Below are 23,602 nucleotides of genomic sequence, written 5' to 3' on the forward strand. Positions count from 1 at the left end.
TGATTCGTGCAGGAATCCGCCCGTCTGTGTCGAACTATTCCAAACCCTAAGTCCCCGGTTTCTTCGGTATTGCCTGGAACTCTGCCGGGGCCGGGCACAGGGGAGGTGCCCGCCATGGGGAAGAACAGCGATGAGCGCACGGGTCCGAATTATTCGGCGGAGCGCCTCGAACAAGTACAGGCCGCCTTCCTCACCCTGTTTGAGAACACCGGTCTGCCCACCTGCCTGATCGAAGAAGACACGACCATCTCCCTCTGCAACGAGGATTTCGCCCGTTTCGCGGGCTATCCCCGCGCCGAAATCGAGGGACGCATGAGCTGGACCGCTTTCGTGGCGGAGGAGGATCTGGAGCGCATGCGCGGGTACCACATTTTGCGCCGGCGCGACCCGCAAGCCGCCCCGCGCAACTATGAGTTTCGTTTCGTCGACCGCCACGGAAGGAGCAAGTTCATATGGGTGACCGTCGCCCTCATCCCCGGCACCAGGCAGAGCATCGCCTCCTTCATGGATATCACCGAGATCAAGCGCAAGGAAGAAGCTTTGCGCATCTCCGAGGCCAACTATCACGCCATTTTTGACAATGTAAACGACACCGTCTTCGTGCATGATCCGGCGACGGGCAGCATTCTTGAGGCAAACAGCAAGGTGGCCGAGCTTTGCGGCTACACGCCGGAGGAAGCGTGCCGGTTAAGCGTCGGCGAACTGAGCGCCGGTTTCCCCCCATTTACACAGGAGCACGCCATGGGATGGATCGCCCGGGCGGCTGAGAGTCCGCAGCTTTTCGAATGGATGTTCCGCACCAAGGACGGACGGCTTCTCTGGCTGGAAGTGAATTTGAAGCGCGCGGTCATCGGCGGCCGCGACAGGCTCTTAGCCGTGGTGCGGGACATCACCGCCCGCAAGGCGAGGGAAGCAAGGCTGGCGGCCGAGCAGGAGCGGTTCCGCGTGACCCTGGCCAGCATCGGCGACGCCGTCATCTGTACGGACTGCGACGGCCGCGTCACCTTCATCAACCCGGTGGCCGAACAGCTTACCGGTTGGCCGGCCGCTGAGGCCCTCGGCCGCCCCCTGAACGAGGTTTTCAACATCGTCAACGAGCACACCGGGCGGCCGGTGGAGAGTCCGGTAAGCCGCGTCCTGAGCGAAGGCACGGTCGTCGGCCTGGCCAATCATACACTGCTGGCCACACGATACAAAAAGCTCATACCCATTACCGACAGCGGCGCGCCGATCCGAGATGCTGCAGGGGAAATCATCGGCGTAGTGCTGGTATTTCGCGACGAGAGCGAGCGTCGCCGGGCGGAGCGGGAGCGTCTCGAACACAGCAAGAGGCTGGTCGACACCCTGCAGCAAGGCGTGATGGCCGTCGCGCGGCTGGTCGAAATGCGCGACCCTTACACGGCCGGCCACCAACAGCGGGTTGCCGAACTGGCCTGCGCCATCGCGCGGGAAATGGGCATCGAGGAAGACCGTATCGAGGCTCTGCGTCTGGCTGGCTTCCTCCACGATATCGGCAAGATCACTGTTCCGGCAGCCATCCTCAATAAGCCCGGCCTCTTGAACTCATACGAGTTCGCCCTTGTCAAGACCCATCCGGTCACGGGATACGAAGCGCTCAAAGACATCCCCTTCCCCCACCCGGTCGCCCTGACTGTGCGCCAGCACCACGAGCGCCTCGACGGCTCCGGCTACCCGGACGGACTGCGAGGTGAGGAAATCCTGCCCGAGGCGCGTATTTTGGCCGTGGCCGACGTGCTGGACGCCATGACCTCGCACCGTCCCTACCGGCCCGCCCAGTCTTTCGCCGCCGCCCTGGAGGAGATCACAAGCCAAAGCGGTGTCCTCTACGACCCTGCCGTGGTCCGGGCGGCTTTGTCGCTATGCCGGGAAACATAGGGCTTGGCTGCTTTGCGCTCAAGGCAAAGTAACAATTCTGTTACACACGCGCCGCAACAGCGGCGCGTCATGGCTGATGACGAGCAAGCCGAGCTTCCTTGTGCGGGCGACAGCCAGCAGGGCGTGCCAGATCTGCGCCTGCGTCAGGGCATCGAGCATGGTGCTGATCTCGTCCGCGATCAGATAGCGGGTTGACGGCCCGAGCGCCCGCACCACGCAGAAGCGCTGCAGCTCCCCGCCCGAAAGCTCGTTGGGCCAGCGTTCAAGCCAGTCCGGCTCGATGCCGAACGCCGCCAGCACGTTCCGGTCAGGTTCCCACCCTTCCGTCAGGATATCGCGCATACGCCAGCGCGGGTTTACCGCCTTCTCGGGGTGCTGCCAGACAAGCTGCACGGGATGGCGGCCCGTTCGCGGCAGAGGTTCGCCGTCCAGCAGCACCGTACCCTCCAGCGGCTTCAGATAGCCGGCGAGAATGCGCGCCAGCGTTGTTTTGCCGGCCCCGCTCCGGCCGACGAGACCCACCGTCTCTCCGGGGCTGACATCCAGGTCTACGCCGCGCAGCGCCCACGGCGCGTTTACGTAGCGAAACCCGATTCCGCGCGCTTCAAGCGGCATAAAAGCACCTCACCGTGCCGCCCCGCAGGCCGCGCACCGGCGGCCGTTCCGCCGCGCACGCGGGCGCAGCCTGCGGGCAGCGCGGAGCGAAAAGGCATCCGGCGGGCAGCGTGTCCGGCAAAGGCTGGTATCCCGGCACAACCGCGAAACCGTTCTGCGGCAGGGCCTGCCAGAGGGCTTTGCTGTAAGGGTGGCGCAGCGACTCGCCCGTACCCGTGAAATCCTGCGCGGGGGCAACCTCCAGCACCGTACCCCCGTAAAAGACGGCGATGCGGTCGGCCACGGGAAGCGCGGCCGTGATGTCGTGCGTGATGAGCAAGACCGAACGGCCTTCATCGGCAAGCTCGCGAAGATGGGAAAGCGTTTCGCGCGCCGCCTCCGCGTCGAGACCCGGCGTGGGTTCGTCGGCGATGACCAGCCGCGCCCCGCTCACGGTGGCCGCGGCCACGAGCACGCGCCGCGCCATACCGCCCGAAAGCTGAAACGGGTAAAGCCTTTCGGACTCATGCGGCAGCCGGTAGCGGGCAAAAACGCGGCGCTGGGCGCCCGGCGCGTCACCGTCCCGGACCGCCGCCCGCACCTGCGCGCCCACCCGCATCAGCGGATTGAGAAAGTTCACCGACTGCGGGACCAGCGCGATTTCGCGCCCGCGAAGCTGCGCCTGGCGCACGGGCGTCAGGTCCTCGCCGGCAAAACGGATTATTCCGGTCACCAGCGCGTTGCGCGGCAGGATACCCAAAAGAGCATGGGCGAGAAGACTCTTGCCGGCCCCGCTGGCCCCCACGACTGCCAGAATCTCCCCGGGATACACAGCGACGCACAGATCGTCGATCACCGTCAGCTTTCGCCGCTGCCAACCGGAAACGTATCGCAGAAAAGACACTGAAAGGTTTTCAATCGCCAGCAGCGGGGCGCAACCGACCTCCGCGCCGCTGGTTTTCGCCTTGCAGCCCGTTTCGTGACCTGCCGCCGGGCACCCGTTACCGGCTGGAAGCATCGTCGTCAACCTCCCTGTAAACTTAAATAACAAAACCCTATTCGTGCGCGGTCCGCGGGTCGAGCAGCGCCCTGATGTTGTCCCCCAGAAGGTCAATACTGCGCACCACAGCCAGCAGAGCGAGCCCTGGAAACAGGGCGAGCCACCACATACCGGTAGAAAGGTAACGCATCGATTCGGAAAGGATGATCCCGACAGCCGGCCGGTGCGGAGAAAGCCCGAACCCGAGAAAAGTAATCGATGCCTCGTGCAGGATGGCGTGAGGCACAAGCAGCACGAAACCCACCAAGAGCTGCGGCAAAAGGTGCGGCAGAAAATGCCGCCGGGCGATCCACCAGCGCGTCCGGCCGAGCCGGCGGGAAACCGCGACAAACTCCGCGGTGCGTAGCTGCAGGATCTCAGCGCGGACAACACGCGCCAGGCTCGGCCAGTGGGTGAGCGCCACCCCGATCACTACCCCCTTGACCCCGCCGCCGAGCACAAAAGCGATCAGAATGAGAAAGACAAGGTGAGGCACACCCAAAAAGAAATCCACAAGCCACGTGATAGCGCCGTCCACGACCCTTCCCCCCGTTGCGGCGGCCAATCCGAGAAGCAGGGCGATCAACACGCTCGCTGTGGCTGCGAGAGCACCGACGCACAGGCTCAGCGTCAGCCCTTTTACCGTCCGCACCAGCATGTCCCGGCCGAGCCAGTCGGTGCCGAACGGATGATCAAGCGAGGGAGCCAGATTCCGCTCGGAGAAGTTGGTCACCAGTTTTTCGCTGCCGGAGAGCATCCCGCCGGCCAAGATACCGAGCAGCAGCGCCAATGACAAAATCAGGACAAGCAGCGTGCGCTATCGGCGGTTCAGTTGCGGCAGGCGGATCCCGCCGCCGGGGCTTACAGCAGCGGCCGCCTGTCCGCACGCCTCAACATCTGTCGCCACCGCGCCATCCCCTCCCTAAGAATTAACCGGAATCGGCCTTTTCCCCCTACGCCAGCTTTCCCAGCCTGATCCGCGGATCAACAATACTGTAGATGACGTCCGCCAGCAGATTCCCGACAAAAACGAATACCGCCCCGCACATCACCGCCGCCAGCAAAAGAGGAATATCACCGCGCAGGCCCGCCTGCACGATGGCCTGGCCGAGCCCGGGGTAGGAGAACACCTGCTCGGCGAGCACCGAGCCGCCGAAAAGCTCGCTGAAAACGGCGAACTGCAGCGTCACGGCAGGCAGGGCGACATTGCGCAGCACATGCCGCCAAAGAATGGCCGTTTCGGGTTCGCCCTTAGCCCGGGCGAAGAGCACGTACTCGCTTGCCAGAGCATCCACGACTTTCTGCCGCGTGAACAGGGCCACACTGGAAACTCCGACGATGCTCAGCGTAATCGCGGGCAGTACCATGTGGCGGATACGGTCGGCCAGGGTTACTTCCCCGGCTAGGGTGCCGACGGGCACGGCAAGACCCACCGGCGCCCAGCCCAGCCAGACGGCGAACACCATCAAAAGCACGATGGCCAGCCAGAAGACCGGCGTGGAGGCCATCGTGAGACAATACCACTTTATGATCCCGTCGATCCAGGTGCCCTGCCGCGCCCCCGCCGCCACGCCGAGCGCGAACCCGCAGACGCCCGAAAGCACCCACGCCATCCCCATAAGGAGCAGCGAAGCGTAGAACCGTTCGCCGATGACCTCGGCGACAGGCCGCCGGAAAATCATCGACGTGCCGAAGTCGCCGCGCAGCATCGCCTCGCTCCAGCGCAGGAATCTCTCGCCGGGCGGGTCGTTCAGGCCCCAGTATTCGGCGATCCGCTCCCGCTGCTCCGGGCCGACCAGCAGCATGTCGGCGCCCACATAGGCGCGCACCGGATCGACGGGCGAATGGCTGACCAGCCAGAAGGAAAAGGCGCACAAAGCCGCCAGAAGCGCCGCCAGCCGCAGGGCCTTGCCTGCCAGAAGCAACAGCACTTTTCTCACCTGTGTTTCTCCTCAAGGCGCCTTCAGATCACTTCTTCCAGCGCCACTCCAGAATGTTGGCGGTGATCGGCCAGCCGTGCCCGTGCGGCTCGATTCTCGGGTTCCCGATATCGAGATTTTCGCGGACGAAATAGCAGTGATCGATGTTCACCAGCCAGGCCCAGGGCGCGTCGCCCTTGGCGCTTAAGCCGGTCCTGCCGTTCCATTGGGCCTTTTTCCAGTACCACAGGGCCTCGTCCTCGCTCTTCGCGGTCAGGGCCTTGTCCAGATACGCATCAACGTCCGGATTGCTGTAGAAACCAGTGTTGTACCAGTCGACGCCCCTGTTACGGCTGTGATACACGTTGTACATTTCCAGCGGGTCGTGGCTTCCCCACCCGAAAAGTATCGCGTTGGAGTGCATAAGGGTCTTGATCTCGTCCCAGCTCTTGCCCTCTACTTTGATGTCGATACCTATAGGTTTGAGCATATCCGCCACCGCCAGGGCCAGGGACTGGCGGGTCTGATCCCCGGCCGGATAAATCAGGGTAAACCGCGCCTTAAGCCCACTTTTCTCCAGCACGCCGTCGCCGTCGGCGTCCTTCCAGCCGGCCTCGGCCAGAAGCTTCTTCGCTGCTTCCGGATCGGCGTCCTTGATCACCGTCTCGGGGTTCCACCAGGGCAGATTGTCGCAGATTGTGTAGGCGGGCGAGCCGAAGCCCTCGAGCACGTTATCCACGAGCGCCTTGCGGTCGACCGCGATATTCACGGCCTTGCGGATGGCCGGATCGGCCGTCACGTTGTTGCCGACGGGAAACCCGTCTTGCGTCTTTTGCCCTGACGGCACTGTCGGAAACATTATGCCGCGGTTATCCACGCTCTTGACCGCCACCAGCCTCATCCCGGGCACCGTCTGCTTCGCGAACATATGCGGGACGGACACGATATCGGCCTGGCCCGCCTTCGCCGCCGCAAAGGCCGCGTCCTCATCCAGGTACAGAAAGGTAATCTTTTTGAAGGCGGGCTGCGGCCCGTAGTAATAGGGGTTGGCCTCGACGATCAATTGCTGGCCTTTATCCCACTGTACAAACCTGTACGGGCCCGACCCGACCGGTTTGGCAGCGTAATCCTTGCCGTGCGCGTTCTTCGGCACGATACCGGTGGAAATCAGGCGGTTGACAAAAGTCGATTGGGGGTGCTTTAACCGGAACTCGACAGTCTCTTTGTCTATGGCCGCCGCTTTCTCCAGAACGCTCAGATCGACAATCGAACCGCTACCCGCGGCCGCCTCGAAAGTGTACGCCACGTCTTCGGCCGTAAGCGGGCTGCCGTCGGAAAACTTCACGTCCTTGCGAATGGTGACGGTCCACGTCAGGCCGTCTTCGCTGACCTTCCAGTTTTCGGCCAGGTCATTGACGATTCCGAGATCGTTGTCGCGCGCAAGCAGCGTGCTGTGGAAAAGCGGCGAACCGTAGCGGCCCCAACCGGTGGTGGGATCAAACCCGCCGTCGGGTTCGCCGCCTACCGCCAGCACCAGTTCCTCTTTTTGCACCGCTGCCTGCTTTGAGGTACCCTCCTGTTTCACCGAGCCGCACCCGCCGACCAGGAAAGCAAAAACTATGGCCGTAACCAACACGAGCCAGCAGATTTTTTTCATTGGCTGTAACCTCCTCCACACTAATTGCATTAATTGCCGTTCAGAAACCGAAAGGCCACAGAGCCCTCCGCCTTCGAGCGGGTTTTAAGCCTCCGTGGCCTTTTTTATCTATTAAAATTAAAATACAAAAGCGCACCGGGGAGATCTCAGTTCGAGCACCCCCGGCCTATGTCTCGCCGTTTAAAAAACCACTGTCCGCCGGTGCTCCCGACCTCCTCTTCGCGCACAGAACTGACCCCCGGGAAACGGTCCTCAGCCGAACCCGTGCGCAAAAGCCGTTTCATCCCTCGCGGCTTAAAAATCCGGCTTCGAGCCGGTCTAAGCGGGCCTTCTCTGCCCTGTTATCCGCTGCATGGCGTCCTTCGACAGAAAACAGCGAATTCCTGCTTCGTTCCGGAATGTATTCACACACCACCTCAGGATCGAGCCCCTGATCAGACCGCGCCGGCACTTTCGGGAGTGTGAGGCTGCTTCCCCGCCTCATCCTCAATCGGCGTTTCGGTTTCGATCTGGTTCTGGATGTGCGCTATGCCCACTCCGGCCTTGCAGGGCACGTAAAACCACACCAGGGCGCTGAAATGCTCGACCGTGTTCGGCTGAGCGATACAGTCTGTTTTAACTTTCTCCCCGTTCACCCACTCGCTCGTCTTATACTCCAGCGGCTGGTCGAGATAGGGCCTGATCGCTTGGGCTATCTCTTCCGCGGTATCCTCAAAAAAGGTGCGGACGCCGTCGAAACACAGCCGGCCGCTCAGCTTCCCTTTCACTAAATGAGCAATGATCATCTTGTCCATTACCCCCTCATCCCCAATATAACCGCTTGCCCGTCGAATTACCAGCCTCGTGAGGCGGGCTTGCGCCCGCGATTTTGACCGCTGCCAGACGACTGACGACCGACCTGTCATAGGTTTCCCCGGGGCGGCATAGACATGGTGTGAGATGCTGGAAAGGAGGTATGATTTTGCCAGTCTGGGTTGCGGCTTACCGCCTTCGGGCATGGCATGCGCTGGCGTTTCTCATCTTGGTTTCTTTCGTATACCTGTGCTGGACGGGCTACCGGTGGGCCGACCGGTACCTGCACGAGCGAACGATAGCGGCCCTTTCCTGGCTCCTGGCCAACAAGACCATCGTCGTCGATCCGGGGCACGGGGGGAAGGATTCGGGCGCCCGGGCCCCGGACGGGACCTTCGAAAAGGACATCACGCTGCCGATCGCCCTCAAGCTGGCGGACTACCTGCGCCAGGGAGGGGCCAGGGTTATCATGACCCGCACCGAGGATAAGCGGATCATCGAGCGGCAGCGCGCCGACCTGGCCGAGCGGGCCCGCATCGCCAACGAGGCCGACACCGATCTCCTGATCAGCATCCACTGCAACAACTTCCACAATTCGAGCGAGCGCGGGGCGCAGACCTTTTCGCAACCCGGCGCGGAGGCGTCGAGGCGCGCCAGCCGGGCCATCCAGGCGGAATTGATACGCGTCCTCGGCAACACCAAACGCGTTCCCAAAGAGATCGACTATTTCATCACGCGGGAGGCGCGGGTCCCGGCGGTCATCGTGGAAACGGGTTACCTGAGCAACCCGGCCGAGCGCCGGCTCCTGAAGGACCCGGAGTACCAGGCGAAGGTAGCCCTGGCCATCTATGCGGGCGTGGTCACCTATTTCGCCCAGGAAGCCATGCCCGCCACAAAGTGGATCGACGACAAGATCATTGAAACCTTCCAGCAAAGGCCGGCCCCGCTCGAAGCCCCGTGACCACGGACGGCCGTTAAAAAAGCGATCGCCTGAGAGCGATCGCTTTTAATCGTGGACGAGATTTTAGCGCTTGGAGAATTGCGGAGCGCGGCGGGCCTTCTTCAGGCCGTACTTGCGGCGTTCCTTCATCCGCGGGTCGCGGGTCAGGAACCCGGCCTTCTTCAAAACGGACCGGAGGTTCGGGTCGGCCTGGATGAGCGCCCTGGCGATGCCCAGCCGGACAGCTCCCGCCTGACCGCTCAAGCCCCCGCCGAGGACCTTGGCGACAACGTCAAAGCGGCCGCTTGTCCCGGTGACTTCGAGCGGCTGGCGCACGATGGTCTCCAGGGTGCGCCGTCCGAGGTAGGCGTCGGCGTTACGGGCATTTATCCTAACCTCTCCCTTGCCGGGAACCAGGTAAACACGCGCGATGGCGTTCTTTCTTCTTCCGGTGCCGTAAAACTGTACCTGTGCCATTTACTCCTCTACCCCTCCTTTATCGCGACCAGACTTCCGGCTTCTGGGCTTCGTGCGGGTGTTCGGCGCCCTTGTAAACCTTGAGCTTCTTGGCCATCTGCGCGCCGAGCTTGTTGCGCGGCAACATTCCGACAATCGCTTTACGCACGGCCTCTTCCGGTTTCCTGGCCAGGAAAGTGCGGTAGGTCATGGATTTGAGCCCGCCAGGATAACCCGAGTGCCGGTAATAAATCTTCTTATCCGGCTTGTCGCCGGTCAGGACGACTTTGTCGGCGTTGATGACGATTACGTGGTCGCCGGTATCGACGTGGGGCGTAAAGATCGGTTTGTGCTTACCCCGCAGGATGGCTGCGGCCTCGGCAGCCAAACGGCCGAGATGCTTCCCCTCGGCATCGATGACGTACCACTTGCGTTCGATTTCTCCGGCCTTGGCCATGAAAGTATTCAAAAACAGTCCCTCCCGAAGCGTCAAAACCTAAAAAAAAGTATTTCCCAATCTAAAGTGACACAACATTATTTTAAAGACCCGCCGTGGCACTGTCAAGCAAAAAAGCCATCCTGTAGCATTTAATCTAAGAAGCCAGGGCTGTTTGGCCCCTGGTTTGCGATCCTTCCGGACGGCGGGGCAGGCAGAGCGTCATGCCCAGCATCAGGAGCGGGAGCAGGCCGACGACGTTCAGCGCCCTGAGGAGGCCCAAATGGTCGGCGACATACCCCAGGAGCACCGTGCCCACGCCCCCCATGCCGATGGCAAAGCCCATCACCAGGCCCGACGCCAGGCCCACGTTGCGCGGAAGCAGTTCCTGGGCGAAGACGACGCTGACCGAAAAGGTAGCCACGATCATAAAGCCCGCCACAGCCGTGGCCAGCAGGCTCCATACCCCGCTCACGTAAGGCAGGGCCAGCAAGGCCGGCATCACCAGGCTGAAGGACAGGATCATCAGGTTGCGGCGGCCCCACTTGTCGGCCAGCGGTCCCCCCACAAGGGTGCCCACGGCCCCGGAGAGCAGGAATACCGTCAGCAGGGTCGCCCCGGAATCGGTCCCCAGCTGCAGGTGGTTCTTGTAGTACAGGGGCAGGAAGGTCATCACGCCGAAATGCGTCCAGGAACGCAACGTGACCAGGGCGGTCAAAAGGGCCATCGCCGGCCAGTTGCCCCCGGAACGGCCGTCGGTGGTCGCCGCCTTTTTAAAGGAGGCCTCGTCGGCGGCGGTGGCTCTTTGCATCGCCGGCATGGCCAGCCAAAGGGCCCCTCCCATAATCGCGGCCGGGACCAGCAGGCCGACCATCCCGCCCCTGCCCTGCCAGGCGATCAGGGCGGCGGCCAGCATGGGGCCCAGCCCGAAGCCGATGTTGCCGCCGATGCTGAAGATCGCCGCCGCTGCTCCCTTACGCGCGCCCGAAGCGTGAAAGGTCACCCTGGAACCTTCCGGGTGGAAAGCGGCAATCCCGAGGCCGCTCAGGAAGACCCCCACCAGCACGACGGCGTACGAAGGAGCCAGGCCGGCCAGCGCCAAGCCCCCGGAAGCGGCGATCGCCCCTACGGGGATCAGCCAGCGAAAGGAAAACCGGTCACTCAGGAGGCCGAAGACCGGCTGGATGATCGAGGAACTGAGGTTGGCGATCAGGACCGCGCTGCCGACCGCCGTGTAGGATAATCGAAAGGCTTCCTGCAGAACGGAAAGCAGGACCGGCAGGGCTCCGTTATTCAGGTCGACGACCAAGTGGCCCAGGCAAAGGAGATAGACGATGCGGTGCATGTTTTCACCCTGATTCATAGCAATGGTACTATGATATGCCTTATAACTTGAGGCGTCAATTAAAAGAAAAACCCCAACAAGGGGTTTTGCTGCTATTGGCTGTTGGGTGTTGCTGGCTGTTCGCTGTTGGGTGTTGGCTGTTCAGAAGAAATCCCTGCTGCCTGTAAAAGCTTTGTGGACGATCTCCCTGGCCCGGCCGAGGTCGCGCTCGACCAGCGCCGCATAGACGTCCCGGTGGTTTTGCAGGACCTGTTCGGGACCCATCTTTTCCAGAGCCTTGCGCATCGCCTTCCCGAAGAGCGAGCTCACCGTCCGCCCGATCTTGATGAAAGGGGCGTTCTTGCTCATCTCCAATATCTTGAGGTGAAACTCGCGGTCCAATGCGGCCAGGACGTCCAGGTCGCCTTCGGGAATGGCCCCGGCAAACGCCTCCAGGTTGGCGGCCAGCCCGGCCAGTTCACCCCTGGTGGCTTTCTTGATGGCCATGTCGATGGCGTTAAGCTCGAACATGTAGCGCAGCTCGTACAATTCGTCCTTGGAGCCTTTTTCTACAATCAGGCTGAGCACCAGGGGATCGAACATCTCACTGTTGACGGCCGTGGCGATCGTCGTGCCTCCGCGGCGGCGCGAATGAAGAATCCCCAGGCCCTCGAGCATCTTCAAGGCTTCCCGCAGAGCCGTACGGCTGACGCCGAGCCTTTCGGCCAGTTCGGGCTCGGGAGGCAGGCGCTGGCCCGGCTTCAGCGCCCCCTCCAGCAGGTAGTCGGTAAAACGGCGAACAATAGCCTGGACAACCGTTTCTTTGCCGATGGGCTCGAACAAGGTTTGGACTTCACCGGTTTTTTTAGCCATTGTTCAGTACCGTCCTCAAATGCCATATTGTCCTACATTATATAATAATACTGTTTAATTTCGCGAGATTTAATCCTATTTTGGTTAAAAAGTTCCCGCAAAACACAACTAGCCTGCAGCTTCGCAGGCTAGTTGTGGCGCTGGGCGCTGGGCGCTGAGATAGCGCTGAGCACTGGGCAATGAGCACTGGGATTAATATGGAAAGGGATTCGGTTATACCGAATCCCATCCTAAAGTATCCCAAAGCCCAATGCCCAATGCTCATAGCTCAATGCCCAGTGTTCAAATGTCGGCAAGCGTAAAGTCGATCTGGCGGTCGTCGACGCTTGAGCGCAACAGCTTGACCCGGACCGCGTCGCCCAGCCGGAGAATGCGCCCCGTGCGCTGGCCGATGAGACGGTATCCCTTTGCATCATAAGTGTAGAAGTCGTCCGTCAAATTGGTCATGTTGACCAGGCCCTCGACCGTGTTTTCCAGCTCCACGAAGATGCCGAAGGCGGTTACGCCGCTGATGATCCCTTCGAACGTTTCCCCGACCTTGTCCTGCATGAACATGACCTTCTTGATCTCCATGGCCTCGCGTTCGGCGTCCACGGCCAGGCGTTCCTGGTCGGACGCATGCTGGGCCAGTTCCGGCAGCCGTTCCCTGAACTGACCGGTTCTCTTCCCGTCCAGCCGGCCCTTGGCGAGGACCTCCCGCAAGATGCGGTGGACCAGGAGGTCGGGGTAGCGGCGGATCGGGGAGGTAAAGTGACAGTAGTTCTCCGAGGCCAGCCCGAAGTGTCCCAAGCGCTCGGTGGCGTAGCGGGCCTGCCGCATGGACCGCAAAGTAACGGCGTTGATCAGGCGTTCTTCCTTTTTGCCCTTCACCTCGTCGAGCAGATCTTGGATCGCCCCCGGGTGGACCTTGGGGAACCCCTTGATGCCGTAACCGAGCGTCCGGAGAAATTCCTGCAGCGCCTCCAGCTTTTCGGTTTGCGGCTTCTCGTGTACGCGGTAAACCATGGGCGCACCCTTCTCGTGCAGGTACGTCGCCACCGTTTCATTGGTGATCAGCATGAATTCCTCGATAATCTGTTCGGCGATGGAACGCTCCACGCGGACGATGTCAAGGGGGCGGCCGCCTTCGTCGAGCAGGGCCTTCGCTTCGGGGATGTTGAAGTCGATGGCCCCCTTCTTGAGGCGCCGCTCCCGCAGGATGAGGGCCAGTTCCTCCATGGCCCGGAAACGGTCGGCCAGCCCGGCGTACCGGTTGACGATCTCCCGGTCTTCGCCCCGGAGGATCTTGCGGACATTGGTGTAGGTCATGCGCTCCATGGTCTGGATCACCGAAGGGAAGATCTCGTAGCCCGTCACTTCCCCGTCGCGGTCGATCTCCATCACCACCGACATGGTCAGCCGGTCGACCCGGGGATTGAGGCTGCAGATGCCGTTGGACAGGCGCGGCGGCAGCATGGGGATAACCGTCCCGGGAAGGTAAAAGCTCGTCCCGCGGCGGGCCGCCTCGGCGTCGAGAGCCATCCCTTCCCGGACGTAATAGGAAACATCGGCGATGTGCACGCCAAGCCGGAAACGGCCGTTAGAAAGCGCTTCAATGCTGACGGCGTCGTCCAGGTCCTTGGCGTCCTCGCCGTCGATGGTCACGATGGGCCAAAGGCGCAAGTCCCGCCTGCCCCTGAGGTCCTCGTCGGCAATGCTCTCCGGGATGGCATCGGCTTCCCCGAGGACTTTACCCGGAAACGCCTCGGGAAGGTTATACCTGCGGGCCAGGGCCAGCATATCGACGTTGGGGTCGTCCTTCTTCCCCAGCACCTCCACGACCTTGCCCTCCGGCAGCCTTTTGGCACCCGGCCACTGCGTAATCATGGCGACGACCTTGTCGCCGGTCTTGGCGCCGTGATACCGCCCGCGGGGAATAATGACGTCGTAAGGGATCCGGGCTTCGTCGCAGGTGACGTAGCCTAGGTTATTCCTCCGGGTGAAAGTCCCCACGACGCGCTCGTTGGCCCGTCGCAGGATCTTGACGACGTCCCCCTCCCTCCGGCCATCCCGGCCGGTAAAAACGCGGACCACCACCCGGTCATTGTGCATGGCCCCGTTCAGGCTGCCGGCGCCGACAAAGACATCCGGGGTTCCGGGGATGTCGGGCAGGACGAAACCATACCCCCTGGGATGGCCCTGCAGCCGTCCCACCACCAGGTTCATCCGCTGGGGCACCCCGTAGCGGCTGGCCCTCGTCACGTAGAGAGATCCGTCGGCCTCCATTTCCCGCAGCAGGCGCTTGAAACGCCTGCTCTCGGCGGGCGCAATACCGAACACAGACTGCAGTTCCCCTTCGGTCATCGGCCGGTAGGCCTCGTTCATCATGTAGTTTATAATTTCTTGCTTAGTAACCACTTTTTATTTCCTCTAGTCTGTAATCTACCCGGGATGTTTGCAGAGGCATTGAGCATTGTGCTTTGAGCAATGGGCTAATTAACAGAGCTCTCAAGCCCAACACTCAGCGCGCAAAGCCCAATGCTCAGCGCAGGCTATAGCCCGATGTCACGGGCTATAGATTGCATGGCTTCGAGTCCGAGCCCCACGAACTCTTCTAATGACAAGCCAATATCCTGACAGGCGAGCATTGTTTCGCGGTTGGCCCCGCGGGCAAAAGCCTTTTCCTTGAAACGGTTGAGAAGGAAAGGAACGTCGACCGCCTCCAGCTTCTTCTCCGGCCGGATCAGCGCCCCGGCAACGATAAAACCGGTAAGCGGATCGGTGGCGAAGAGGGCCTTGTCCAGCAGGCTTAAGCGCGGCAGGCCGTGCCGTTCGTTGTGCACCTTGACCGCATAGACCACGGCAGTCGGCAGGCCTTTCTCCTCCAGGATCCGTGCCCCCTCGATGCTGTGCAGGTCCCAATTGTCCTTCGTGTACTCATAATCGATATCGTGCAGCAGGCCCGCAAGGCCCCACAGTTCCTCGTCCTCGCCGAAATGCCGCGCCAGGCGCCGCATCACGGCTTCCACGGCCAAGCAGTGGTTAAATAAGTTCTTGTTCTTTAAATGGCTTTTAAGCAGATCCAGAGCTTCTTCTCTGTTCATCTTGTCCTCCTCTTTACCAGGGCGGGGTCTCCTACTCCTATTGTTGCCCGGACAAACAGGGGCATAGCCCTGTGCAGTTAAGTCTGATAGCTGAATGCTGAAAGCCGCAGCGCTTAGTCCTGATCGCGGGTCTTTAAGAACTTCGACCGGGCGGTGGCCACGACCTTGCCGGCCACGGCCGCGGCGGCCTCCAGTTCCACCAGCCGCCCCCTGGCGGAGACCATCCGGGCGCTGACATCCATCCGCTCGCCGATACGGACGCCTTTCTTGAACCGCACCGTAATCTCGGCGGTCATCGCCGTCATCCCCCGGCGCCAGCACCACTGGGCCATCGCTTCGTCGAGGACGGTCGAAATCAGCCCGCCGTGGACCCAGCCGGTCCAGCCCTGATGCTCTTCACCCGGTGTAAATGAAGTGCGCAAGACATCGCCGTCATCTTCAAACAGCAGTTTCAGCCCGATGGGGTTTACCGGGCTGCACGCAAAGCACATGTGGGTGGCCCTTTCGTCCAGAGGAAACACCTTCCTTTAAGCCCTAATCATAACAGACAATTCGACAGGGCGCAAACAAAGATGCGGGCCGAAAACGCGGCCTCCCTTCCAAGGCTTGAAAGCCCAGGCCACCCGTTGTAAGTTGCCTGGGCTTTGCTGTTATAAACAGGATTTGGTTCTGCCAGTTCGTCTAAGTCCAACTGCCAACTACTAACTTCTAACGTCCATCCGCGCAGGCGCAGCGGCCGCCGGCGCAGTCGCCGCCGTGGTGCCCATGCCCGTGGTGCTGGCCGGAATGGTCGCACAGGGAGCCGCTGGACACCAGCTTGCCCGCGACGAAGTCCCGCAGCACCTGGTCAACCGGGCCCGAAGCACCCGTAATAACCTTAATCCCGTTGTCTTCCAGCACGCGTTTGGCTCCCGCCCCGATACCGCCGGCGATGGCCACGTCGGCCCGCAGCCCGGTCACCACGCGCGGCCCGCCGGCGTCATTCGGCACCGTCCTTGTCTCTTTAATGGTACCGTCCTCAACCTCGCTGACCGTGAATTCGGGGCAGTGCCCGAAGTGTTCCGAAACATTTCCGTCAGCCGTAGCAATGGCAATTCTCATGCTGATCCCTCCATTTATTTATGAACGTATGCCTGTTACTAAGGCTACAGCAAATTAAGGGTATATGTCAACAACTAAGAACCAGGCCGGAAAGAATGGCAGGAACCGGGGTTTTCTACCGGGCGCCGTGATGCGCTTCTACGGTGGCACCAGGGGCCGGTTTAAGGTTTCCGGCGGTGAACCGCCTCAAAGCCTCTTCCACCGTGCCATTGCAACCGGTGTAGCACTTGATGCCGGCGGCATCCAGTACGCGGTAGGCATTAGGTCCGAGGCTGCCCGTGAGCACGGCCCCGACTCCGGCGCCGGCGACGGCCTGAGCGGCCTGAACCCCCGCGCCCCCGCCGCTCGCGGCCGCGCCGTTGTCCAGCGTTTCCACCTTTCCGTCTTCGGTATCGTAAATAATGAAGCAGGCACAGCGGCCGAACCGCGGGTCGACCCGGTCCGTCAACCGCGGGCCGACAGCCGATACGGCAACGCGCATTTCTTCCACCTCCTCAAAGGTTTAGGCTCACTTAAGCCAACTTTTCCGGCGCTTAACCCGTCGGGGGAATCCAGACTCGTTTCAGCCTAAAGCGCTGAGCACCTGCCGCCAAAGGTTTCGCAAATCTTCCGCCGGACCGTCGGCAGCGTTAGCGTTTTCAATTACCGTGCTGCGGTTTACCTGGGCACGGGTGAACGCCCTGTCGTAGCGTACGCGTCCCGCCACTTGCAATCCCCGCTGACGCGTCCATCGGGTAATGCGTTCACTTACCTCGCTGTTTAAGTCAGCTTTGTTGATACAGACGACAGCCGGTACTCCGAAGTGCTCGGCGAGTTCCACTACCCGCGCCAGGTCGTGTTCTCCCGAAACGGTGGGCTCGGTAACCAGTACCAGCAGGTCGGCGCCGCCCATGGAAGCGATGACCGGGCAGCCGATGCCGGGCGGCCCGTCGATAAGAATTAAGGAGCGTCCTTCCTTTGCGGCGAGTTCCCGGGCTTTTTTGCGCAAAAGACTGACCAGCTTGCCCGAGTTTTCTTCCGCAATCCCCAACCGGGCATGGATCATGGGGCCGAAGCGAGTAGTCGAAGCATACCAGCGGCCGTTGACGGCGTCCTCGAAAGCGATCGCCTTTTCCGGGCAGAAGTAGGCGCATACACCACAGCCTTCGCACATCAGGTGGTCGACGGCGTACTTTGCGGGTGGCCCCTCCTGCGGGACGATGGCCTCAAAGCGGCAAAGCTCATAGCATTTGCCGCAGCCGTTACAGAGTTCCTTTTCGACGCGGGCGATCTTACCCCCGCTGAACTCACCGGACTCCCGGACCTCGGGGTTCATGACGAGGTGCAGGTCGGCGGCGTCCACGTCGCAGTCGACCAGAACGGGGTTCCCGGCCATGGCGGCAAAAGAAGCGACGATACTCGTCTTGCCGGTTCCCCCTTTGCCGCTGATAACCACTACCTCTCGGACCGGACCGTGGCCGGTAGGCAGTTCCTCCTGCATCCTGCGTACCTGATCCGCATTGACCACAGTCAATTTTTTCACCGGACCACCATCCTCTTCACGGCTGCGAGGAGTGCCTCAAACCGCTCCGCGTAACCGGAAATGCTTGCCGCCATTTCCCCGCGGGAGTAAGCCTCCGCCACCCGCCGGTCATCGGGAATCTCGGCCAGGATCTTGACCTGCCTTTGCCGGCAAAACTCCCGGGCGCTGTCGTTGTCTTCATCCGTCCGGTTCACAACAACCGCATGGGGGAGGCCCAGCTCCCGCACCATGTCGAGAGCCAGGCCCAGGTCGTGTAATCCGAAAGGCGTCGGCTCGGTCACCAGAACCACGAAGTCCACCCCTTGGATGGCGGTGATCACCGGGCAGGAGGTTCCCGGAGGAACATCGATGACCTGCACGGCGCCCCCACCTGCCGCCCGCCGGACCGCCTTGATCAAGGGAGGGCTCATCGCCTCCCCCACACGCAGCCGACCATGTACAAAGGTCACCGGTCCGGCCCGTCCCTTCTCGACGATCCCTACCAGGCGCTCGCCTTCGGAAATCGCCTCCGCGGGACAGACCAGGAAGCACCCGCCGCAACCGTGACACATCGCGGAAAAGGTCAGGACGATATCCCCTACCGGCGCGATCGCCCCGTACCGGCAGATCTCGGCGCAGAGGCCGCAGTGAACACAACGGTTCAAATCCACCTCCGGGACAGGGACCGTAACCTTCTTCTCCTCCGTCAGGCCGGGCCTGAGGAATAGGTGGCCGTTCGGCTCCTCGACATCACAGTCCACGTACCAGACCGGGCGGCCTTGCCGCCCCAGCACGTAGGCCAGGTTGGTGGCCACGGTGGTTTTCCCGGTGCCGCCCTTGCCGCTGGCCACGGCCACCGTCAGCGGCTCACTCATCCTCATCCTCGCCCTCGGCCTCACCCTGGTTCTTTTCCCGCCGCAGAGCGTTAAGACGCGCTTTAACGTGCTTTAAGGCCCTCTCCAACTCAGCGGCCTGCTCCGACAAGGTTTCGACCTCATCCTCGCGGGTCGCCGGGCCGTAGGGTAGGTCCCAGGCATACGCGCGGCCCCGTCCCGGCCCGCCGAACCAGCAGCGCCGGCCGCGTCCGCCCCGGCAACCGCCGAAACCCCAGGCGCCGAAGCGTCCGCCCTGGCCGAATCCGGGGGCGGTGTAGCCCGGCGCCGCGGCGCCGCCGCACAAACCAAGTCCTCGTCCCGTGCGCGGTCCCGCCCCAAAGGGACCGGTCCGATCTCCAGCAGGCATAAACCTATCCCTCCAAAAAATTTATTTCCGGACCGGCATATCAGCTTTACGCTCCACGCCCGGCCCGTCTTCCCCGTCCGCGACCTTGAAACGGGTCACAACCTTGACCTATGCCGCTACTGCATCCTGCTCCGCGACCCCGGCCGGCACCGACGCATCCTGCGCCGTGAATCCGGTCGCCCCGCTTACGGTCGTCCGGGACTCGGTCCTTCCCGGCCCCGCCGCAGGGACCGCGGCCCCGGCCCGTTCCCCGACCCTTGCCGCGCGGACCTGTCCCGTCTCCTTTAGGCATCGTATCCACCTCCTTAGTGTCCTGCTTATGATCATATGCCCATTACCATCTTAATCAACATTATGGGCACATGTCAATAACTACATTTGGGAACCCGCTGCAAACGAAAGCACAGGGGAATACATCCCGGCAAAGGCATTCTTGCGGCAACCGGCAGCATTTGCTACTTTAATATCATTAACTGAAATATCATTAACTGAGGGGAGGAGTTCGATGGCCGGGATTATTATCGTTTCTTGCAAGAAAATCAAGGATGTGACCTGCGTGTCCTGCATGAAATGCTTCAAGGCGATGCGGGAACGCCAAGGCGAGTTTGCCCGCTACCGTGACGAGGACCTGGACGTCGTAGCCATGGGCGACTGCGGAGACTGCCCCGGGCTGGTGATGCCCAAGGTGGCCCTAATCTCTGACCTGGCCAAGGTCTACGACCGGGAGTTTGACGTTATCCATCTCGGAGCCTGCATGGTCAAGGCGACATTGACCGCAAAGTGCCCCGTCGACCTGCAGGAGCTTTCCGCCAAGCTTAAGGCGAAATTCGGGAAAGAAGTGGTGATCGGAACACACCCCTGGTAAACACAATTCGGCTTGGTCTCGAACCAGTCGTAACGCCGCGCCGCTTCAGACACACCGTGCCGGATGTGCCCACATGAAAGAACCCCCGCCGGTTTCCCGCCGGCGGGGGTTTTTGTGTTGCGCCGTCGCTATGATTATCGAACGATGTTGGCGACGAACGGAACGATGAGCAGGGCCACGATATTCACGACCTTGATCATCGGGTTGATGGCCGGGCCGGAGGTGTCCTTCAGCGGGTCGCCGACGGTGTCGCCGGTAACCGCAGCCGCGTGGGCCTCGGAGCCCTTGCCGCCGTAGTGGCCTTCCTCGATGTACTTCTTGCCGTTGTCCCAGGCGCCGCCGCCGGCGGTCTGGAAGATGGCAAGGAACAGGCCGGAGATGATGGTGCCCATCAGCAGGCCGCCGAGGGCGTCACGGCCGAGCAGGAAGCCGACGAGGATCGGAGCGGCAACCGGAATGATACCCGGGAGCATCATTTCCTTGATCGCACGCTTGGTAACGATGTCGACACAGCGGCCGTATTCGGGCTTCGCGGTGCCTTCCATGATGCCCTTGATCTCGCGGAACTGGCGGCGCACTTCGTTCACGACCTCGAAGGCCGCGCGGCCGACGGCGCCCATCGCCAGGGAGGAGAACAGGAACGGCAGGGCGGCGCCGATGAACAGGCCGGCGAGGACCCACGGATCGTTGATGGAGAAGGTCAGCATCTCGTGCGGGACGTACTCGCCGAGAGCGTGGGTGTAGTCAGCAAAAAGCACGATGGCGGCAAGACCGGCGGAACCGATGGCGTAACCCTTGGTAACGGCCTTGGTGGTGTTGCCGACAGCGTCCAGCGGGTCGGTGATGTTGCGGATTTCCGGCGGGAGTTCGGCCATTTCGGCGATGCCGCCGGCGTTGTCCGTGATCGGGCCGTAGGAGTCGATGGCGACGATGATACCGGTCATCGAGAGCATCGACATCGAGGCGAGGGCGATAGCATAGAGACCGCCGCCTTCCGCCGCGGCGTTACCGGTCACGTAGGAGACGAGAATGCCGCCGACGATGGTCAGGGCCGGGATAACGCTGGCCTCCATACCGACCGAGATACCGGTGATAATGTTGGTTGCGTGCCCGGACTGTGAGGCGTAAGAGATGGACTTAACGGGACGGAACCCGGCCGAAGTGTAGTAGTCGGTGATGTAGACGATGATCATTGTCACGGCGATACCAACAAGAGCCGGCCAGAACCAGGTCGCCGAACCGAGCACCGCAATGGTCAGCGGGTAGAAGGCAATCAGCGACAGGATAGCCGCGGCCCACATACCCTTGTAGAGAGCGCTCATGATGTTCGGGCCGGTGAGCTTAACGAAGAAGGTACCGATAATGGACGCGATAATCGCAGCAGCGCCGAGAAGAATCGGGAACACGGCGAATGCAGGATTGTCCGGGAAGAGCAGGAAGCCGAGCAGGATCGAGCCGACGGCCGTAACAGCGTAGGTTTCAAACAGGTCGGCCGCCATACCGGCGCAGTCACCGACGTTGTCACCGACGTTGTCGGCGATGACAGCGGCGTTACGCGGGTCGTCTTCGGGAATGCCGGCTTCGATCTTACCGACGAGGTCGGCGCCGACGTCAGCCGACTTGGTGAAGATACCGCCACCGAGACGGGCGAACACGGAGATCAGGCTGCCGCCGAAACCAAGGCCGACGAGAGAGACCGGATCCTGGAAAATGGCGTACATACCGGCCACACCGAGGAGGGCCAGGCTGACGCACATCATGCCGGTGACGGCACCGCCTTTAAAGGCCACCTGCAGGGCGAAGGGCATGCCCTGCTTGGCCGCCTCGGCCACGCGGGCGTTGCCGCGGGTCGAAATGGTCATGCCGATGTAGCCGCAGAGGCCGGAGAAGAAAGCCCCTACGAGGAAGCCGAGAGCAGTCGAGAAACCTAGACCAAGCCAGATAAGGGCGAAAACAGGGATACCGACCATGGTGATGGTCTTGTACTGGCGGTTCAGGTAGGCCATCGCGCCTTCCTGGACGGCCGCGGAAATCTGGATCATCCTCTCGTTGCCGGGCGGCTTGCTGAGAACCCAGGAGATCAGGTAAGCCGCGAACAGGATGCCGATACCGGCGGCAGCGATGCCTAGATACGGGATCAACGCCTGATCCAAAAAAGGTCACCTCCACATGAAATTAGGAAAAGTCCACCCAACAGGAACCCTGAGAAGCTTCAAAATCACCTCCCCAAACCGAAGTTAGATGGTTAATTAAGGTAGAGAAGTTTTAAAGAAACAAGCCACTATTTCCAGACAAAAAGAATCAAAGACAGGAGTCCGAAAATAATGGCCAAGATCACGGTAACCTTGGCAAACCACTGGTCCAGCCCTTTCTTCTTGCCGAAGAAGGTCTCCGCGCCGCCGGCGATGGCCCCGGAAAGGCCGGCGCTCTTCCCGGACTGCAGGAGTACGACGGCGATCAGCGCCAGGGCGACGAGCACCTCGAAAACCATAACGATGATTTTAAGCATAGTTAGACATACCTCCGCAACTTGGCATTAATTATAGCACGCGGGGGACATGCTGACAACGGTTTATGACAGCAATTTCACAAAGGTTCTATTGCCTGGCGATGGCCTTCCGTCCCGCGTAACGCGCGATTTCGTCCAGTTCCTCCTCGATGCGGAGGAGCTGGTTGTACTTGGCCACGCGCTCGCTGCGCGCCGGAGCGCCGGTCTTGATCTGTCCGACGCCGGTAGCCACGGCCACGTCGGCGATCGTGACGTCCTCGGTCTCGCCCGAGCGGTGCGAAACGACAGCCGTGTACCCGGCGCGCCGGGCCGTGGCGATGGTCTCCAGGGTTTCCGTGATCGTCCCGATCTGGTTGACCTTGATCAGGATGGAGTTTGCCACCCCGCTCGCAATCCCTCTCGCCAGGCGCGTCCTGTTGGTCACAAAGAGGTCGTCCCCGACAAGCTGGATCTTCCCGCCCAGGCGGTCGGTCATCGCTTTCCAGCCGTCCCAGTCCTCCTCGCTCAGCCCGTCCTCGATGGAGACAATCGGGTACTTGCCGACGAGCTGCTCGTAAAAGTCTATCATTTCACTTGCCGAAAGATGCTTGTTTTCCCCTGCCAGGATGTACCTGCCGTCCCTGTAAAACTCGCTGGCGGCGGGGTCCAGGGCCAGCACGATATCTTCGCCCGGCTTGTACCCGGCCGCCTCGATTCCCTCCACCAGCAGGTCCAGGGCCTGGGCGTGCGACTCCAGGAAGGGGGCGAAACCGCCCTCGTCGCCGACCATCGTGGCCAGCCCCCGCTTGCCGAGCACCGCCTTCAGCTTGTGGTAGACCTCCACGCCCATGCGCAGGTTCTCGGCAAAGCTCGCCCCGCTCAGCGGCACGATCATGAACTCCTGGATGTCCAGGTTGTTGTCGGCGTGCTTCCCCCCGTTGAGCACGTTCATCATCGGGACGGGAAGGTCCCTGGCCAGGGTTCCCCCCAGGTACCGGTAAAGGGGCAGCCCGACGGCCTTGGCCGCCGCCTTGGCCACGGCCATGGAAACGCCGAGGATGGCGTTGGCCCCCAGCTTGCTCTTGTTTTCGGTACCGTCGAGCGCGATCAGCGCCTCGTCGATCTTCACCTGGTCGGTGGCGTCGAAGCCGGTGATCTCAGGGGCGATCACGGTGTTGACGTTGGTTACGGCCTGCAACACGCCCTTGCCGAAATAGTGATAGGGGTCTTTGTCGCGCAGTTCGACGGCTTCGAAGGTTCCGGTGGAAGCGCCGGACGGAACGGCGGCGCGCCCCAGCGTGCCGTCTTCCAGGACGACGTCGACCTCCACCGTGGGGTTGCCCCGGGAATCAAGGATCTGCCTGGCGAAGATATCGACAATCATGGTCGACATAGC

24 protein-coding genes are annotated in these 23,602 nt (G+C 61.7%); 3 read left to right on the forward strand and 21 right to left on the reverse strand.

What is annotated here, in order from left to right; genetic code table 11:
• Positions 1-114: 114 nt before the first annotated feature.
• Complete coding sequence (locus tag ACPV0M_RS09095; protein ID WP_425620335.1) at positions 115-1,896, forward strand: PAS domain S-box protein; 1,782 nt, start codon at positions 115-117, stop codon at positions 1,894-1,896.
• Between the two features lie 18 nt (positions 1,897-1,914).
• On the opposite strand, the gene ACPV0M_RS09100 is transcribed toward ACPV0M_RS09095, so the two are convergent.
• The 6 genes from ACPV0M_RS09100 to ACPV0M_RS09125 form a co-directional block, all read right to left on the reverse strand.
• A complete protein-coding gene (locus tag ACPV0M_RS09100) occupies positions 1,915-2,511 on the reverse strand; it encodes an ABC transporter ATP-binding protein (protein WP_425620336.1) in 597 nt (198 codons plus the stop codon).
• Positions 2,501-3,517, reverse strand: coding sequence for an oligopeptide/dipeptide ABC transporter ATP-binding protein (locus ACPV0M_RS09105; RefSeq protein ID WP_425620337.1), 1,017 nt, complete (start codon positions 3,515-3,517; stop codon positions 2,501-2,503). The genes ACPV0M_RS09100 and ACPV0M_RS09105 overlap by 11 nt, the downstream gene beginning before the upstream one ends.
• A 28-nt stretch (positions 3,518-3,545) precedes the next feature.
• Positions 3,546-4,313, reverse strand: coding sequence for an ABC transporter permease (locus ACPV0M_RS09110; RefSeq protein WP_425622179.1), 768 nt, complete (start codon positions 4,311-4,313; stop codon positions 3,546-3,548).
• 169 nt (positions 4,314-4,482) lie between these two features.
• A complete protein-coding gene (locus ACPV0M_RS09115) occupies positions 4,483-5,469 on the reverse strand; it encodes an ABC transporter permease (RefSeq protein ID WP_425620338.1) in 987 nt (328 codons plus the stop codon).
• 28 nt (positions 5,470-5,497) lie between these two features.
• The gene (locus ACPV0M_RS09120; protein WP_425620339.1) at positions 5,498-7,105 is read right to left on the reverse strand and encodes an ABC transporter substrate-binding protein; all 1,608 of its coding nucleotides are present in this window, start codon (positions 7,103-7,105) and stop codon (positions 5,498-5,500) included.
• Positions 7,106-7,539: 434 nt separating this feature from the next.
• Positions 7,540-7,899 carry a hypothetical protein gene (locus ACPV0M_RS09125; RefSeq protein ID WP_425620340.1) on the reverse strand — a complete coding sequence of 120 codons (360 nt, stop codon included), beginning with the start codon at positions 7,897-7,899 and terminating at the stop codon, positions 7,540-7,542.
• Positions 7,900-8,066: 167 nt separating this feature from the next.
• Between ACPV0M_RS09125 and ACPV0M_RS09130 the strand changes: the two genes are divergently transcribed.
• On the forward strand, positions 8,067-8,858 hold the full coding sequence (locus ACPV0M_RS09130) for an N-acetylmuramoyl-L-alanine amidase family protein (protein ID WP_425620341.1): 792 nt from the start codon (positions 8,067-8,069) through the stop codon (positions 8,856-8,858).
• 63 nt (positions 8,859-8,921) lie between these two features.
• Here ACPV0M_RS09130 and rpsI read toward each other — a convergent pair whose 3' ends face one another.
• The 12 genes from rpsI to ACPV0M_RS09190 all read right to left on the reverse strand — a co-directional run bounded on the left by rpsI (position 8,922) and on the right by ACPV0M_RS09190 (position 18,853).
• Entirely contained in the window at positions 8,922-9,314 is a 393-nt protein-coding gene (gene rpsI / locus ACPV0M_RS09135; RefSeq protein WP_425620342.1) for a 30S ribosomal protein S9, read from the reverse strand.
• 19 nt (positions 9,315-9,333) lie between these two features.
• Complete coding sequence (gene rplM, locus ACPV0M_RS09140) at positions 9,334-9,750, reverse strand: 50S ribosomal protein L13 (RefSeq protein WP_425622180.1); 417 nt, start codon at positions 9,748-9,750, stop codon at positions 9,334-9,336.
• A 136-nt stretch (positions 9,751-9,886) separates the two neighbouring features.
• Positions 9,887-11,074 (reverse strand): MFS transporter, encoded by a 1,188-nt coding sequence (locus ACPV0M_RS09145; protein ID WP_425620343.1) that lies wholly within the window; start codon positions 11,072-11,074, stop codon positions 9,887-9,889.
• A 141-nt stretch (positions 11,075-11,215) separates the two neighbouring features.
• The gene (locus ACPV0M_RS09150) at positions 11,216-11,926 is read right to left on the reverse strand and encodes a FadR/GntR family transcriptional regulator (RefSeq protein WP_425620344.1); all 711 of its coding nucleotides are present in this window, start codon (positions 11,924-11,926) and stop codon (positions 11,216-11,218) included.
• Between the two features lie 282 nt (positions 11,927-12,208).
• Positions 12,209-14,323, reverse strand: coding sequence for a ribonuclease R (gene rnr / locus ACPV0M_RS09155; protein ID WP_425620345.1), 2,115 nt, complete (start codon positions 14,321-14,323; stop codon positions 12,209-12,211).
• A gap of 134 nt (positions 14,324-14,457) precedes the next feature.
• Positions 14,458-15,009 carry an HDIG domain-containing metalloprotein gene (locus ACPV0M_RS09160; protein ID WP_425620346.1) on the reverse strand — a complete coding sequence of 184 codons (552 nt, stop codon included), beginning with the start codon at positions 15,007-15,009 and terminating at the stop codon, positions 14,458-14,460.
• A gap of 113 nt (positions 15,010-15,122) precedes the next feature.
• Positions 15,123-15,530 (reverse strand): PaaI family thioesterase, encoded by a 408-nt coding sequence (locus tag ACPV0M_RS09165; protein WP_425620347.1) that lies wholly within the window; start codon positions 15,528-15,530, stop codon positions 15,123-15,125.
• Between the two features lie 187 nt (positions 15,531-15,717).
• Entirely contained in the window at positions 15,718-16,110 is a 393-nt protein-coding gene (locus tag ACPV0M_RS09170; protein ID WP_425620348.1) for a NifB/NifX family molybdenum-iron cluster-binding protein, read from the reverse strand.
• A 115-nt stretch (positions 16,111-16,225) separates the two neighbouring features.
• Entirely contained in the window at positions 16,226-16,591 is a 366-nt protein-coding gene (locus ACPV0M_RS09175; protein ID WP_425620349.1) for a NifB/NifX family molybdenum-iron cluster-binding protein, read from the reverse strand.
• A gap of 81 nt (positions 16,592-16,672) precedes the next feature.
• On the reverse strand, positions 16,673-17,632 hold the full coding sequence (locus ACPV0M_RS09180; protein ID WP_425620350.1) for an ATP-binding protein: 960 nt from the start codon (positions 17,630-17,632) through the stop codon (positions 16,673-16,675).
• Positions 17,629-18,486 (reverse strand): ATP-binding protein, encoded by an 858-nt coding sequence (locus ACPV0M_RS09185; RefSeq protein WP_425620351.1) that lies wholly within the window; start codon positions 18,484-18,486, stop codon positions 17,629-17,631. The genes ACPV0M_RS09180 and ACPV0M_RS09185 overlap by 4 nt, the downstream gene beginning before the upstream one ends.
• A complete protein-coding gene (locus ACPV0M_RS09190; protein ID WP_425620352.1) occupies positions 18,479-18,853 on the reverse strand; it encodes a DUF5320 domain-containing protein in 375 nt (124 codons plus the stop codon). Before ACPV0M_RS09190 ends, ACPV0M_RS09185 begins: the two co-directional genes overlap by 8 nt.
• Positions 18,854-19,358: 505 nt before the next feature.
• Between ACPV0M_RS09190 and ACPV0M_RS09195 the strand changes: the two genes are divergently transcribed.
• Positions 19,359-19,718 (forward strand): CGGC domain-containing protein, encoded by a 360-nt coding sequence (locus tag ACPV0M_RS09195; protein ID WP_425620353.1) that lies wholly within the window; start codon positions 19,359-19,361, stop codon positions 19,716-19,718.
• A 134-nt stretch (positions 19,719-19,852) separates the two neighbouring features.
• Here the strand turns inward: ACPV0M_RS09195 and ACPV0M_RS09200 are convergent, their stop codons facing one another.
• The 3 genes from ACPV0M_RS09200 to eno form a co-directional block, all read right to left on the reverse strand.
• Complete coding sequence (locus ACPV0M_RS09200; RefSeq protein ID WP_425620354.1) at positions 19,853-21,871, reverse strand: sodium-translocating pyrophosphatase; 2,019 nt, start codon at positions 21,869-21,871, stop codon at positions 19,853-19,855.
• A gap of 128 nt (positions 21,872-21,999) precedes the next feature.
• Positions 22,000-22,227, reverse strand: coding sequence for a preprotein translocase subunit SecG (secG, locus tag ACPV0M_RS09205; protein WP_425620355.1), 228 nt, complete (start codon positions 22,225-22,227; stop codon positions 22,000-22,002).
• An 88-nt stretch (positions 22,228-22,315) separates the two neighbouring features.
• Positions 22,316-23,599, reverse strand: a complete 1,284-nt coding sequence (eno, locus tag ACPV0M_RS09210) for a phosphopyruvate hydratase (RefSeq protein WP_425620356.1) — start codon at positions 23,597-23,599, stop codon at positions 22,316-22,318.
• Positions 23,600-23,602: the final 3 nt, after the last annotated feature.

This window comes from Desulfosceptrum tomskiensis (genome assembly GCF_049818055.1).
In the GTDB taxonomy this organism is placed as follows: domain Bacteria; phylum Bacillota; class Desulfotomaculia; order Desulfotomaculales; family JASEER01; genus JBFLVT01.